Genomic DNA, 15,982 nt, shown 5'->3' with positions numbered 1-15,982 from the left:
GAGGACACTTTTTTATTTAAAAAATCGAATGATGAAAACGTTAGCTGTTGTACTATTAATTTACGCAACTATTAGTTGCCAAAAGGAAAAACTAAAAAGCGAGGCATTCTCCTATAATGAGATCAAAAATTCTCCTGACTTAATTGTCGAAAAATCAATTAGAATTGACACTGTTCTACTACATTCTTTTAATAATAAAACACTTTCTGACTTCTATAAATCTACTAATTACAGAGCAATTTGGCAATCTGAAAATAAGAGGAAAATAATTCTAAAAGCACTCCTTAAATCTGATGAAGAAGGCTTAAATCCAGACGATTATAAAATAAAAACATTAAGTGATTTCGAAAAAAAATCAACAACATTAAACAATTCTGATTTAGTGAAATACGACATTCTACTTACGTCCAGTTTTCAAAAATACATTGCACACTTGACTAACGGCACATTAAATCCAAGAAAATTATACAAAAACTGGGATTTAAAAGAAAACTACATTGACCTAAATGAAACTTTGACCAATTTATTGGCCAGCGACTCACTAGCAGATAAAATAGAACAATTAAAACCCAATCATATTGTTTACAAAAAATTAAAAAAAGCACTGCAATTAATTCATACTTTCCCTAAAGATAATTTTAAAGCATTAAAAATTGCTGGAATAATTACCCCAAACGATACAAATCCATCTATAATTGACATTAAAAAAAGATTGAATTACTGGAAAGAATTAGAAACCCAAGATAGCTTAACCCCAATCTACGAGAAAGAAACAATACGGGCACTAAAAAAATTTCAAGAGCGTCATGGCTTAGCAATTGATGGAATAATTGGTCCTAAAACAATTTCCTGTCTCAATATTTCTAAAAAACAACGAATTCAGCAAATCATAGTAAATCTGGAACGTTGGAAATGGTATCCTAAAGAAATGGGGAAAGAATATGCAATCATAAATATTCCCGACTATAGATTGTCATTAATAAAAGATAAAGACACACTAAGAACACACAAAGTAATAGTAGGAAGAGCGAAAAGAAAAAGTCCAATATTATCGTCGAAATTAACTCAGGTTGTTTTTAATCCAACTTGGACTGTCCCACCCACTATTTTGCGGGAAGATGTTATTCCTGCTATTTTAAAAAACAGAAGCTATCTCACTAAATCAAACATCAAGGTATATGATTACAACGGAAAAATTATAGGTCCATACGAATGGCAACTATCCCAGGCCAAAAGGTATCGTTATGTACAAAGCCCTGGCACTTTTAATTCACTGGGAATGATTAAGATTATTTTCCCAAACCGATTTTCTGTTTACTTACACGATACTAATCACAGGGATTATTTCGACAAAATAGATCGTTCGTTGAGTTCCGGTTGCGTTAGAGTTGACAACCCATTAGAATTAACTGAATATTTATTGAATGATCCCGTCAATTGGAATCTTGGGAAAATCACAGAAATTCTACAAAGCGAAAAAACAAAATTCGTAAAAATCAAAAAAGAAGTTTCCTTTCACTTATTATATTGGACTGCTTGGAGCAAAAACAACAAACTTATTTTCAGAGATGATATTTACAATCTAGATGCCGATTTATACACTAAATTAAGAAATTGATTGTGCTCCAAATTTAGAAACTCTTGAAGGATGATAAATAAAAAAACAAGATTTGTTTTTTATTGCACTAATAATTTCTTTAGACAATTCTACCGGCACAGCGGGACAACCTTGACTTCTTCCTAATCTATGATTGTTTTTTATAAATGAATTAGAGACATAATCAGCCGCGTGCATTACCACACCTCTAGCTCTTGCGTTGTCATTAACCCCTTTTTCTAAACCATCTAACCTAAGTGACATACCGTGTTTACCATTATATATTTCACCTGTAGCATAAAAACCTAAACTGCTTTTATACGATTCTGCTGCATTTGAAAAATTTGAGGCATACTCATCACCTGTATTTCTTCCATGAGCAACAAGAGAATGAAACAATATATCTCCAGTAACAAGATTAATTACCCAAAGTCTTTTGGTATTCGAAGACAAACTAAAATCAATTAATGTTAAAATATCTTTCTTAATTAATCCTTTTTCTTTCAACGAATAATATCCTTTTAAAGCCTCTGCAAAACTTTCTAATTTAGGCAAAGCAAATTTATCAGAATGTAAATTACTATACGCCATTTCAATTTTAGCCTCAACATTAGACGCTACCACTTTGGTATAAACCACTGGTTTAACATGACTTGATTCAGGAAAGCTTGTTTTACTAGAAGAAAAAGCAAATAGTAAAAACATAATAGTAGGAAATAAGTTATAAATCATTGACTATCTTTAAGTTATAAATAAATTCGGGATTGCAAACCTACAGCAAAAAATAAGAATTGAAACATTTTTAACAAAATATTAGTTCCTATACAACGTTTAACTTGACCAAATATTGAGTGAAAAACCACAAAAAACACAATTTCTATGTTAATTTTGTTATTTTTGTTTAGAATCAATCCCAATTTATGTCAAAATTACATTCTATTAGTATCTTTTTTTTAATATTCATTAGTTCTACCGCTTACAGCCAAAAAAAGACGCTTCAGGCAAAATCCATAACTGAAAACATAACAATTGATGGAAAGATAAATGAAAAAATTTGGGAAACTGCTTCAATTGCTACCGATTTTGTAATGTTTGAACCGGATAATGGAAAACCAATAAGCACCGATAAAAAAACAGAAGTAAAAGTGCTTTACGATAACAATGCCATTTACATATCGGCATTGCTTTATGACAATGAACCCAATAAAATTCAACGCGAAATAACAGAGAGAGATGTTTTTGGAGTATCAGATCACTTTTCAGTTTATATAAACGGATTCAATGATGGTCAACAGGATTTCCGTTTTTTTGTAAGTGCCGCAGGTGTTCAAATGGATTGTTTGGCAACAGAAGATTTTGAAGATTTTACTTGGGATGCTATTTGGGACAGCGAAGTAAGCGTAACTGAATTTGGTTGGGTTGTAGAAATGAAAATTCCTTATGCAGCTTTACGATTCTCGAAAGCAGATACACAAACTTGGGGTTTAAACTTCATGCGTGAAATAAAGCGTGACGTACAAAAATATACTTGGAATAGAATTGACACTAAAATTGGCGCTGTAATTCCACAAGCAGGAATCCTTCAAGGAATTGAAAAAATACAAACTCCTACCCGACTTTTTATAATTCCATATACATCCGCCTACTATCAGCAAAGCGATATTGGCTCTGACAGAACTTTCAAAGCCGGATTAGATATAAAATATGGAATTAACGACTCCTTTACATTAGATGCTATTTTAGTACCTGATTTTGGACAGACAAAATTTGACAATGCTATCTTAAACCTATTGCCTTTTGAACAAAGATTTGAAGAAAACAGACCTTTCTTTACAGAAGGAACAGATTTGTTTAACAAAGGAGGTTTGTTTTATTCGCGAAGAATTGGCGGTGCTCCAAGTACCGAACCAACAACCGCAGCAAATGAAGAAATCATTAATTACCCTAGTACAGTCAATTTACTAAATGCAATAAAAATATCTGGTCGAACTCAAAAGGGTTTAGGAATTGGATTCTTGAATGCCGTTACTGAAAAAACTAAAGCTACTATTTTAAACAATGACACTGGTGACACTAGAAAAGAAGTCATTGAACCTTTGACCAATTACAATATGTTTGTCCTAGACCAACGCTTTAATCAAAACTCTTCTGTGACTTTTGTCAATGCAAATACTACCAGAAACGGTAATTTTAGAGATGCAAATGTTGCGGCAGTATTGTTTGATTTAAACACAAAATCAAATACCTATAATCTATACGGTGACTTTAAATACAGCTCGATCAATACTATTAAAGACTATGATGGATTTAAAACAGAAATTGGTTTTGAAAAAACAAGTGGACAATATAGATACGGTTTTTCTGGAAAATATCTTTCTGAAAATTACGATGTGAATGATTTAGGCATCAATTTTTATTCTAATTATCACAATGCCTATGGACATGCAAGCTATAGAATAGTAAATCCAACCAAAATTTTTAACACTTTCAGATTAAATGAATATATAAATTTTGAAGTGGACAACACGTCTAAAAAATTACAAACTGGTGCTTTTGGGACAGAAATACGGGCGACAACATTAGGGAATGATTCTTTAGAGCTTTTATTCGAATTAACACCCGTCAAAACATTCGATTTTTACGAGCCACGTGAATATGGCAAATATGTATTTCTTCCAGAAAAAGTGATTACCATTCTAAATTTCACGTCAAACGACAACAATCCTTTTACACTAATTATCCAACCTGCATTTACAAAATACAATGAGAGTGGTAGAAATAATTATGGCTTTTATTTAGGTCCAAAATACCGATTCAGCGACAAATTTTCTTTAGCATTCGCAGCTGAATACACCAAAATGAATAATGATCGTGGATGGGTTGATTTTGATGATTCTGGAATTATATTTGCCGAACGAAACCGAGAAATTCTTCAAAACGATCTTACTGGAAAATATTCCTTAAACAACAAAATGACCATTAACTTAACGGCTCGCTATTATTGGTCGTATTCTAAAAATCATGAATTCTTTACCTTACAAAACAGCGGTTATTTAACTCCAAATACTAGCTATGCACAAAACAAGGATCGAAATTTTAATTCTTGGAACTTTGATTTATCGTACTCGTGGTGGTTTGCACCCGGAAGTGAAATATCCATTTTGTACCGTAACTATGGACTAGAAAGAGCTGCTATAGTGGAAAAAGATTTATCTAGAAATCTAAAAAGTATTTTTAATAGCGACCTAACCAATGTACTCTCAGTAAGCATTCGCTATTTTATTGATTACAATGCCGTGAAAAATAAATTTTAATTTAAACTGTAACATTCAATTGAAAAGAGAGTCTATTAACTCAAACTATTCAGTGGATTGGTAATTGCTCCGTTTGAAGCTATTTGGTTTTACTAAATTTCGCATCAATCAACCAATCAATCGTTTCATGAAAAATTATCTTTTATTTTGTTTTCTACTGTTGTCATTCTTTGGCTACAGCCAAAAAAAAGTCTTACAAACAAAATTCATTTCGGAGAAAGTTGAAATCGACGGAAAACTTAACGAAGACATTTGGCAATCAGCTTCAATAGCAAGTGATTTTATAACATTTGAACCAGATAATGGTAAACCCATTCCTGAAAATAAAAAAACGGAAGTGAAAGTTTTATACGATAATGACGCTATTTATATAGGCGCCATGATGTATGATGATAATCCTGATAAAATATTACGAGAGATTACACAGCGAGACGATTTTGGGACATCAGATATTTTTGGTGTTTTTATAAATGGTTTCAATGACGGTCAACAAGATTTTCAATTTTTTGTAAATGCCGCAGATGGTCAAGCAGACTGTATCACCACTGACACCAATGGAGAAGACTATTCATGGGATGCCGTTTGGAAAAGCAAAGCCGTAATTACCGACAAAGGCTGGATTGTAGAAATGAGAATTCCTTATGCAGCATTACGCTTTTCAGCAGAGAATAAACAAACTTGGGGACTTAATTTTTTTAGAGAAGTGAGACGAGATCGTTTCAAATACACTTGGAATTTCATCGATTCAAAACTTGGTACTTTTACCCAACAAACAGGAATACTAGAAGGAATTGAAAACATAAAACCACCTACTCGACTTTTTCTTCTACCCTATTCTTCCTTTTACGTAGATGCTAATTCGCGTCAAAAAACAAAGGGAACTCTAAAAGGGGGACTCGATTTAAAATATGGTATAAACGATGCTTTTACACTGGATATGATTTTGATTCCTGATTTTGGCCAAACCAAATACGACGATCAAATATTGAATTTAGGTCCATTTGAGCAACAGTTCAATGAAAATAGACCTTTTTTTACAGAAGGAACCGACTTGTTTAGCAAAGGAAACCTAGTGTACTCGAGACGCATTGGTGGAAACCCAAGCAATTACCCAACCACTCAACCCAATGAAGAAATAATTGATAATCCCGCAAGTGTCAATCTTATAAACGCGTTGAAAGTTTCAGGAAGAACTAAAAACGGATTAGGCGTTGGAATTTTAAATGCCGTTACTGAAAAAACAGCTGCATCAATTCGAAATAATGACACTCAAGAAATCAGAAAAGAAATAGTTGAACCACTTGCAAATTACAATGTTTTAGTACTAGATCAACGCTTTCGCAAAAACTCCTCAGTAGCATTTGTAAATACTAATGTAACTAGAAACGGGAGTTTTAGAGATGGAAATGTAACCGCATTGGTTTGGGATTTAAATACTAAGAAAAATACATATAACCTTTCAGGTGATTTTAAATACAGCTATATCAATGATCTAGAGGACAAAAAAGGAATTAATTCACAATTAAATTTCTCAGAAACTAGCGGAAAATTTCGTTATGGAATAGGCGCTGATATTATGACAAAGGATTTCGATAACAATGATTTAGGCATTAATTTTGAAACAAATTACTACAGTATTTATGCCAATTCCAGCTATCGAATTCTGAACCCTACTAAAATTTTTAACTCATTCAATGCTAGAATAAACGGCTATTCACAATTTCAAAAAGAGACTGGAAAAATACAAGCTAGCAACATTAACTTTCAGATTAATTCAAACACGAAAAAAAATCACTATTTCGGAATCGGCTTTGATGTCAATCCTATAGAAACATTTGATTACTATGAACCAAGAGCGGCAAATAGGTACGTAATCAGACCTACAAAAATAGGCGGATTTGTTTATATTTCAACTAATTATAATAATGCTTTTGCTATTGATTTGAATCCATCCTATGCCGTTTTTGATGAGGCAGGACGAAATTCTTATGGTTTTTCAATCGGTCCAAGATATCGGTTTAATGACAAATTATCGCTGAATTATAACTTCAATTTTTTCAGACAGAACAATAATAAAGGGTACATTGACAGTATTAATGACGACATGAATTCGGCTACGCCAAACACAATTGTTTTTGCCAATAGAAACGTAATTACCTATTCGAATACCCTTTCTGGAAAGTATTCGTTAAACAGCCAAATGACCTTTAATATTTCGCTGCGTCAATACTGGTCGTATGCCGAAAATAAAAATACTTTATCATTAGAACAAAACGGAAGACTGGCTGATTTTACAGGATATACAACTAATAAAAATTCGAGTTTCTATTCTTGGAATGCTGATTTGTCTTTTTCTTGGTGGTTTGCACCAGGAAGTCAAGTTTCAGTCTTGTACCGAAACAATGCTGGGGCATTTGAAAGAGAAATCAATAAAAAATTCAACGATAATGTTACCAATCTATTAAATAATGATGCGTTAAGTCATGTTTTCTCTATTAGTGTGCGTTATTTTATAGATTACAATCAAGTTAAGAATAAATTCTAAATGCATTAATTTTAAAAAAGACAAGGTTCCACAACAAAATAATCATTATTTGTTATTCTTAGCCTCCGAATGTATAATAGTGATTTTCATTCATTCGAACATTTTTAGAAATACTTTATCTTTGTTTAAAATATAGTACAATGAACAAAAAAGTAATTCTTATGATTTTGGATGGTTGGGGAAAATCTCCAGATCCAAAAGTATCTGCTATTGATAATGCTAATGTGCCATTTATTAACAGTTTATATAGAAATTATCCTAGCGCCCAACTTAGAACAGACGGTTTGAATGTTGGACTTCCTGAAGGACAAATGGGAAACAGCGAGGTAGGACACATGAATCTGGGCGCCGGTAGAATTGTCTATCAGGATTTAGCCAAAATTAACCTTGCCGTTGCACATGACACTTTAGCAAAAGAGCAAGTTTTAGTTGATGCTTTTACGTATGCGAAAACAAACAATAAAAAAGTACACTTTTTAGGTCTAGTTTCAGATGGTGGTGTACATTCTCATACATCACATTTACGCGGCTTAATCGACGCTACACAACAACATGGATTGCAAAAAGTTTTCGTTCATGCCTTTACTGACGGCCGTGACGTAGACCCAAAATCCGGCAAACACTACATTCAGGATTTACAAGATTATATTGCTACTACTACCGTAAAACTGGCTTCGGTTGTGGGACGTTATTATGCCATGGATCGAGACAGACGTTGGGAAAGAGTGAAACTCGCTTACGATTTATTAGTAAACGGAATTGGAACTCATTCAACAAATGCAGTTGCTTCTATCGAAGAAAGTTATGAAGTTAATGTAACCGATGAATTTATTCATCCAACAGTTATTGTTGATGAAGATGACAAGCCATTGGCCACAATTGAAGAAGATGATGTGGTTATTTTCTTTAACTTTAGAACGGACAGAGGAAGAGAATTAACGGAAGTTTTAACTCAAATGGATTGTCATGAACAAAACATGCACAAACTCAATTTGTATTATGTTACGCTTACTAATTATGACGAAACGTACCAAAATGTAAAAGTCGTTTATAACAAAGATAACATCACTGAAACTTTAGGTGAAGTTTTAGAAAAAGCGCATAAAACGCAAATTCGTATTGCCGAAACAGAGAAATATCCACACGTTACTTTTTTCTTTTCTGGAGGAAGAGAGCTACCATTTCTAGGCGAAAGCCGCATCTTGAAAAACTCTCCAAAAGTGGCTACTTATGATTTACAACCGGAAATGAGCGCCTTTGAATTGACAGATGCTTTAGTTCCTGAATTAGAGAAAGAAGAAGTAGATTTTGTTTGTTTGAACTTTGCCAACGGCGATATGGTAGGACATACTGGGATTATGAGTGCAGCCATAAAGGCCTGTGAAGCTGTTGATCAATGCGTAGAAAAAGTAATCACAACTGCACTAGCCCATAATTACACAACAATAGTAATTGCAGATCATGGAAATTGCGAAACAATGATTAATCCTGACGGCAGTCCCAATACAGCGCATACTACAAATCCAGTTCCAATTATTCTAGTAGACAAAGACTTAAGAGCGATTCATGATGGAGTTCTTGGCGATATTGCTCCTACTATCTTGGAATTAATGGGAGTTGAAAAACCAGAGGTAATGACTTGCCATTCTTTACTTTAAACAAATTAACTATAAATATTTGAATTAAAAGCTACTCCATACGAGTAGCTTTTTTGATAAATAAAAGTTAAAATCTCATTATTAATAGTAATACTATTATATTTGCATAAAATATTATCAATTATGAATACAATACTATCCAATTTAAAAATACAAGTCAACGAGAAAATCTATGTTAAGGATCCGGAAACGTCTCCTTTAGGTAAAAAAATTGTAGAACAAAGTATCCTTTTAATAGACCAAATTGGATTTGATAATTTTACATTCAAAAAATTAGGGGAGAAAATTGGATCCAATGAAAGTTCCATTTATCGTTATTTTGAAAACAAACATAAACTATTGGTATATTTATCCTCATGGTACTGGAGCTGGATGGAATACAAACTGGTTTTTTCAACAACAAATATTTTAGACCCAAAAGAAAAACTCAAAAAAGCAATAACTATCGTAACAGAAAAAGTTACTGATGATAACAACACGGAGCACATTAATGAATCTATTTTAAATAAAATCATTATAGCTGAATTTACTAAGACATTACAAACAAAAGAAGTAGATCAAGAAAACAAAGAAGGTTTTTTTCTGATTTATAAAAGAGTCATTAATCGAATTGTAGGCTTTGTAAACGAAGTCGACCCGGAATATCCTTATGCTAAATCACTAATTTCAACAATTGTTGAAGGAAGCTTGCATCAGCACTTTTTGACGGAGCATTTAAAAACGATTACAGATTGTAATGAATCTGTTACTACGACTCAATTTTATCTGAATCTTGTAGAAAATGTCCTTCTCTAAACCATTAAAAAAGCCATTATGACTCCATTAAAACGTTTTTATAACTTACTTGCACTAGACCGAAAAGATGTTTATCAAATTTTCTTCTATGCCATATTTGCAGGAATAATCAGCTTGTCATTACCACTCGGAATTCAAGCAATCACAAACTTTATACAATCAGGACGAGTTAGTGCTTCTTGGATTGTCTTAATTATTTTAGTGGTTTTTGGTGTTGCATTAGTTGGAATTCTATCTTTAATGCAACTGCGTATTACTGAAAATTTACAACAAAAAATATTTGTTCGTTCTTCATTTGAATTCGCAGCTCGCTTGCCAAAAATAAAGATGGACGAATTATACAACACCTATCCACCAGAATTAGCCAATCGCTTTTTTGACACGATGACAATCCAAAAAGGGACGTCAAAGCTTTTAATCGATTTTTCGGCAGCGCTCTTACAAATCGTTTTCGGAATAATTTTATTGTCATTGTATCATCCGTACTTTATTATATTTGGTGTTTTGCTATTTTTTCTTCTGTATTTCATCTTTAAATTCTCTTATAAATCAGGACTGGAAACCAGCTTAAAAGAATCAAAATTCAAATATAAAGTAGCCAGCTGGTTGCAAGAAATGGCTCGAAATAATTTTAGTTTTAAAAATGACCTCAACTATAATTATGGTTTGCAAAAAAACAACAGCCTAGTTGGTGATTATTTGAATTATCGAGAAAAACATTTTAAAGTAATGCAAAGACAATTCAGCCAATTAATTATTTTTAAAATCATAATAACTGCGAGTTTATTGTCAATTGGTGGGTTTTTAGTGTTGTCCCAACAAATGAATATTGGGCAATTTGTAGCCGCAGAAATTATCATTTTATTGGTTATAAATTCAGTAGAAAAAATAATACTCGGACTGGAAACATTCTATGACGTGCTAACCTCTATTGAAAAAATTGGACAAGTAACTGACTTACATTTAGAAGAAGAGACTACTTTTGAAAGTGACACCTGCTACACAAATATTTCCTTAGAGACAGAAAACCTCAACTTTAAATTCCCAGATTCAGATAAAGAAATATTAACTGCTATTTCACTAAAAATTGAACAAGGCGATAAAATAGCCATTGAAGGAGAAAATGGATCTGGAAAAACAACTCTTATTCGAATATTATCCGGTTTATTGCAACCCACATCTGGTTCTTTTTACATAAATGATGACACATTTAGAAAAATCAACCTAAAACAATACAGATCTCAAATAGGAAGCATTATCCACAGCGAAACACCTTTTGAAGGCACCTTATTAGAAAATATTACTTTCAATGACAATTCAATAAGCAGTGAAGATCTAAAATGGGCAATTGATGGCGTACAACTTTCTGGATTCATCAAATCATTACCAAAAGGTCTGGAGACTCGCATTTATCCTGAAGGAAAACAATTATCGTCATCCAATGCGCAAAAAATGCTATTAGCAAGAAGTATTATTCATAAGCCCAGAATACTTTTTTATGAGGATCCAACTGATATGATGGATGAAAAAGTGGCTAATGAAATTATTGATTTCATTACTTCCGAAAAAAACAAATGGACGATTATTGTTTCATCTAAAAATCCGCATTGGAAAACTAAATGTAATAGAAAAATCATCATGCAAAACGGAGCTATTCAACTCGATTTAAAAAATAATTAGTCATGCTAAACATATCCGATAACAAAACAAAATTGCCGTTACTCGACCGATTTACAACCATAAAAAATTTAACAAACAGACCACATTATAAAATTTTAAATAAAATTATAGCTGGAGTTTCTATTCTGGTTTTAGTGGCGCTTTTTCTACCCTGGACACAAAATATTTCTGGAACTGGAAGCGTGACTACATTAAAACCAGACCAACGCCCTCAATCGATTCAAAGTGTAATTTCTGGTAGACTTGAAAAATGGTACGTACAAGAAGGTGATTTTGTCAAAAAAGGCGATACAATCCTATTTATATCTGAAATAAAAGAGGATTATATGGACCCAAACTTAGTGCAAAACACAAAAAACCAAATGGATGCCAAAAAACAATCCTTACAATCCTATGGATCAAAAGTAAATACACTTTCAGGTCAAATTCAAGCAATTGAAAGAGAAAAAATCTTAAAACTAGAACAAGCACAAAATAAAATCAAACAATCATTTTTAAAAATAAAAAGTGACAGCATGGATTTAGTGGCTGTAAAGACACAACTAAAAATAGCCAACACACAATACAATCGTTCGGTTGAGTTGAATAAAGAAGGCTTAAAACCACTCACTGATATTGAAGAAAAAAGACTGAAATTACAAGAAGTCGAAGCAAAAATTATCACTCAGGAAAACAAATTGTTAACCAGCAAAAACGAGTTAATTAATGCTAAAGTTGAAATAAACAGAATTGGTGCTGAATATGCAGAGAAAGTTTCTAAAGCAAATAGTGATAAATTTACCGCGCTAAGCAGTCAGTACGATACGGATGCACAAGTGAATAAACTTGCTAATCAATATGCAAATTACAGCATTCGAAATGGCATGTATTACATCAAAGCTTCACAAAATGGATATGTCAATAGAGCGCTTCAATCTGGTATAGGAGAAACTATCAAAGAAGGAACGCCAATAGCTACTATAATGCCATCCGAATATGATATTGCCGTAGAGACTTTTGTAAACCCAATTGATTTGCCGTTATTAACCAAAGGAGAAAAGGTTCGAGTTTGGTTTGATGGATGGCCAACAATCGTCTTTTCAGGATGGCCAGATATGTCCTATGGAACATTTGGTGGTGAAATTGTTGCTATCGAAAATTTTATCAGTGAAAACGGGAAATACCGCGTGTTAATTGCACCTGATAAAAACGAAGACAAATGGCCCAAACAACTGAGTATAGGTGCAGGAGCGCAAACTATTGCCTTATTAGACAATGTTCCGGTGTGGTTCGAATTGTGGAGAACCCTAAATGGATTTCCTCCAAATTATTACAAACCATCAGCCAAAACTACAAAAGAAAAGAAATAATGAAACAAGTATTTTTAGCATTTTTATTCTTTGGATTTGCTGCCACAGCACAAGGTATATCCTCAAAAGAATTCACGTATACTGAATTTCTGGGTTATGTAAAGAAATACCATCCGTTAGTTAAAAATGCCAACTTAGAAATCAATAAAGCACAGGCTAATTTGATGATGGCCCGCGGTGGCTTTGATCCAAAAATAGAAGTTGATTTTAGCAAAAAACAATTCAAAGACACTGAATATTACTCGATTTTGAACAGTAGCTTCAAAATTCCAACTTGGTATGGAATTGAGATTAAAGCGGGCTTTGACAACAACGAAGGCGTTTATCTCAATCCAGAAAATACGGTGCCCAATCAAGGATTAACTTCTCTTGGAGTAACGATTCCGCTGGGACAAGGGTTGTTTATCAATCAAAGAATGGCCGATGTAAGAAAAGCAAAAATGCAAATGCAACTAAGCCAATCCGAAAGAAAACTGCAAGCTATCACAGTTTTATACGATGCTTCCTTGGCTTATTTTAATTGGAAAAAAAACTTCAATGAAGTGCAGTTGTACGAAGAGTATAATGAAAATGCACAAATTAGGCTTAAAGGAATTCAATCATTGATCAAGCAAGGAGACAAACCGGCAATCGATAGTGTTGAAGCCGGTATTATTGTAAAAAACCGAATATTGAATTTAGAAGATTCCAAACTTAAATTGGCTAAAGCCAAATTAGAACTCGCTAATTTTCTTTGGTTGGAAAACAACATTCCACTTGAATTGGCAGATGAATTAATTCCAGAAATACAATTAGAATTTACGATCCAAGAAAGTTTAAAAACCAATGATTTATTGAATACTGACTTCTCGATCACCAATCATCCAAAAATCAATGCGTTACAGAGCAAAATTGATATGTTAAACGTGGAAAAGAAATTAAAGGCCAATATGCTGTTGCCAAAAATTGATATTGGATACTCTTATTTATCAGAACCCAGTTATATTGACAATTATCAATTTGAGGATTATAAAATTGGATTGGATTTTTATTTTCCTTTATTTCTGCGCAAAGAACGTGGAAGCTTGAAATTGGCGAAGTACAAAGTACAGGAAACCGAATTTGTATTGGATCTAGAAAAAGTGCAATTAACCAATAAAATTAATGCCCAAAAAATGGAAATTGAATCGCTTTTAAAACAAAAAGCATTAATCAAAAGTTTGGTTCAAGACAATATCACAATGTTAAATTCTGAAGAGCGTTTGTTTTCTTTTGGCGAAAGCTCTTTATTTTTAATCAACACCCGAGAGAATAATTTAGTACTTGCACAGCTTTCAAAGATCGCTTTGGAGAACCGTTTTTACATCTCAAATTCAGAGCTTTTTAAAATTATGGCTAATCCGGATTAAATAATTTATAAAATCGTACTTTTGCAAACTGAAAATTCGAAATTATGATTATTGTAAAATCACGTGAAGAAATAGAATTGATGCGCGAAAGTGCGTTAATCGTATCAAAAACATTAGGGATGATTGCTTCTGAAATCAAAGAAGGAGTTACTACTTTATATCTGGACAAATTAGCTGAAGAATTCATTCGTGATCATGGGGCTGAACCAAGTTTTCTTGGATTATATGGTTTCCCAAATTCACTTTGCATGAGTCCAAACGCTCAAGTTGTTCATGGAATCCCAAACAATACGCCTTTAAAAAGTGGTGATGTAATCTCTGTAGATTGTGGCGCATATAAAAACGGATACCATGGTGATCATGCCTATTCTTTTGAAATAGGTGAAGTTGCTCCTGAAACTAAAAAATTATTGCAAGTAACTAAAGAGTCATTATACGTTGGAATCCGCGAATTCAAATTAGGAAACCGCGTGGAAGACGTAGGAAATGCAATTCAAAAATACACCGAAGCGCATGGTTATGGTGTAGTTCGTGAATTAGTAGGTCATGGCGTAGGACAAAAAATGCATGAAGATCCTGAAATGCCTAATTATGGTAAAAAAGGAAGAGGAAAACTTTTTGTAGAAGGAATGGTTGTCGCTATTGAACCTATGATTAACATGGGAACCCGTAACATAAAACAACTAAAAGACGGCTGGACAATCCTTACTGCCGATGGGAAACCAAGCGCTCATTTTGAACATGATGTTGCAATTATTGATGGGAAACCAGAGATTTTATCGACTTTTGGATACATCTACAAAGCGTTAGGAATTGTTAGTAATGAAGAAGATGAGTTTAGACAAAAACCTTTGGTTCTGTAATGAAAAAACTTTTTAAACTTATACTTAATACGATTCCTCGTCCTTTATTAATCAGGTTGAGCTATGTAGCCCGTCCTATTATCGCTTTTTCATTAAGAGGAACTAATTTTACGGATCCAATCGACGGGAAAAGCTTCAAATCGATGTTGCCTTACGGATATGAAACACAACGCAACAACGTGCTTTCACCAAGTACACTTTCATTAGAGAGACATCGTTTGCTTTGGCTATATTTGAATGAACAAACTGATTTTTTTACTTCGACAGCAAAAAAGAAAGTATTGCATTTTGCACCAGAGCAAGCTTTTTATAAATTGTTTCGAAACCAGAAAAATCTGGAATACACCACAACCGATTTATTTTCGCCTTTGGCGGATGTGAAAGCAGACATTTGTAATTTGCCTTTTGAAGACAATCAATATGATGTTATTCTTTGCAACCACGTTTTAGAACACATTCCGGATGACACCAAGGCCATGCAGGAATTATATCGTGTCTTGAAACCTGGTGGAATGGCAATTTTACAAATTCCACAGGATTTAAAAAGAGCGACGACATTTGCTGATGATACGATTACTGATCAAAAAGAACGCGCTAAGATTTTTGGGCAATACGATCATGTTCGTATTTATGGACGTGATTATTTTGATAAACTACGAAGCATTGGTTTTACAGTAGTTGAAGAGGATTATACCAATAAAATCGCTCCTGAATTAGTTGCAAAATATTGTTTAGCAAAAGGAGAAATTATTCCAGTTTGTTTTAAATAATATACATCATAAAAAAACCTGCT

11 protein-coding genes are annotated in these 15,982 nt (G+C 33.1%); 10 read left to right on the top strand and 1 reads right to left on the bottom strand.

Annotated elements, in window-relative coordinates; genetic code table 11:
* The first annotated feature begins 28 nt into the window (after positions 1-28).
* Complete coding sequence (locus V5J73_RS02385; protein ID WP_338647347.1) at positions 29-1,618, top strand: L,D-transpeptidase family protein; 1,590 nt, start codon at positions 29-31, stop codon at positions 1,616-1,618.
* Here V5J73_RS02385 and V5J73_RS02380 read toward each other — a convergent pair.
* Positions 1,607-2,329, bottom strand: coding sequence for a murein L,D-transpeptidase catalytic domain family protein (locus V5J73_RS02380; RefSeq protein ID WP_338647346.1), 723 nt, complete (start codon positions 2,327-2,329; stop codon positions 1,607-1,609). The two genes, V5J73_RS02385 and V5J73_RS02380, sit on opposite strands and share 12 nt — an antisense overlap.
* A 188-nt stretch (positions 2,330-2,517) precedes the next feature.
* On the opposite strand from V5J73_RS02380, the gene V5J73_RS02375 reads away from it, so the two are divergent.
* The 9 genes from V5J73_RS02375 to V5J73_RS02335 all read left to right on the top strand — a co-directional run bounded on the left by V5J73_RS02375 (position 2,518) and on the right by V5J73_RS02335 (position 15,959).
* On the top strand, positions 2,518-4,911 hold the full coding sequence (locus V5J73_RS02375) for a DUF5916 domain-containing protein (RefSeq protein ID WP_338647344.1): 2,394 nt from the start codon (positions 2,518-2,520) through the stop codon (positions 4,909-4,911).
* 127 nt (positions 4,912-5,038) lie between these two features.
* Positions 5,039-7,456 carry a DUF5916 domain-containing protein gene (locus V5J73_RS02370; RefSeq protein ID WP_338647343.1) on the top strand — a complete coding sequence of 806 codons (2,418 nt, stop codon included), beginning with the start codon at positions 5,039-5,041 and terminating at the stop codon, positions 7,454-7,456.
* Between the two features lie 140 nt (positions 7,457-7,596).
* The gene (gene gpmI / locus V5J73_RS02365; RefSeq protein ID WP_338647342.1) at positions 7,597-9,114 is read left to right on the top strand and encodes a 2,3-bisphosphoglycerate-independent phosphoglycerate mutase; all 1,518 of its coding nucleotides are present in this window, start codon (positions 7,597-7,599) and stop codon (positions 9,112-9,114) included.
* Positions 9,115-9,237: 123 nt separating this feature from the next.
* A complete protein-coding gene (locus V5J73_RS02360; RefSeq protein ID WP_338647340.1) occupies positions 9,238-9,909 on the top strand; it encodes a TetR/AcrR family transcriptional regulator in 672 nt (223 codons plus the stop codon).
* A gap of 18 nt (positions 9,910-9,927) precedes the next feature.
* On the top strand, positions 9,928-11,589 hold the full coding sequence (locus V5J73_RS02355) for a peptidase domain-containing ABC transporter (protein ID WP_338647339.1): 1,662 nt from the start codon (positions 9,928-9,930) through the stop codon (positions 11,587-11,589).
* A 2-nt stretch (positions 11,590-11,591) separates the two neighbouring features.
* A complete protein-coding gene (locus V5J73_RS02350) occupies positions 11,592-12,938 on the top strand; it encodes an HlyD family secretion protein (RefSeq protein WP_338647338.1) in 1,347 nt (448 codons plus the stop codon).
* Complete coding sequence (locus V5J73_RS02345) at positions 12,938-14,326, top strand: TolC family protein (protein WP_338647337.1); 1,389 nt, start codon at positions 12,938-12,940, stop codon at positions 14,324-14,326. The genes V5J73_RS02350 and V5J73_RS02345 overlap by 1 nt, the downstream gene beginning before the upstream one ends.
* Before the next feature lie 44 nt (positions 14,327-14,370).
* Positions 14,371-15,189, top strand: a complete 819-nt coding sequence (map, locus tag V5J73_RS02340; RefSeq protein WP_338647336.1) for a type I methionyl aminopeptidase — start codon at positions 14,371-14,373, stop codon at positions 15,187-15,189.
* Entirely contained in the window at positions 15,189-15,959 is a 771-nt protein-coding gene (locus V5J73_RS02335; RefSeq protein WP_338647334.1) for a class I SAM-dependent methyltransferase, read from the top strand. The genes map and V5J73_RS02335 overlap by 1 nt, the downstream gene beginning before the upstream one ends.
* Positions 15,960-15,982 lie beyond the last annotated feature (23 nt).

Origin of the sequence: Flavobacterium sp. KS-LB2 (genome assembly GCF_036895565.1) — a bacterium.
Taxonomy (GTDB): Bacteria; Bacteroidota; Bacteroidia; order Flavobacteriales; family Flavobacteriaceae; genus Flavobacterium.
Note: the sequence above shows the minus strand (reverse complement) of the source record. Positions and strands in the feature narration are given on the sequence as shown.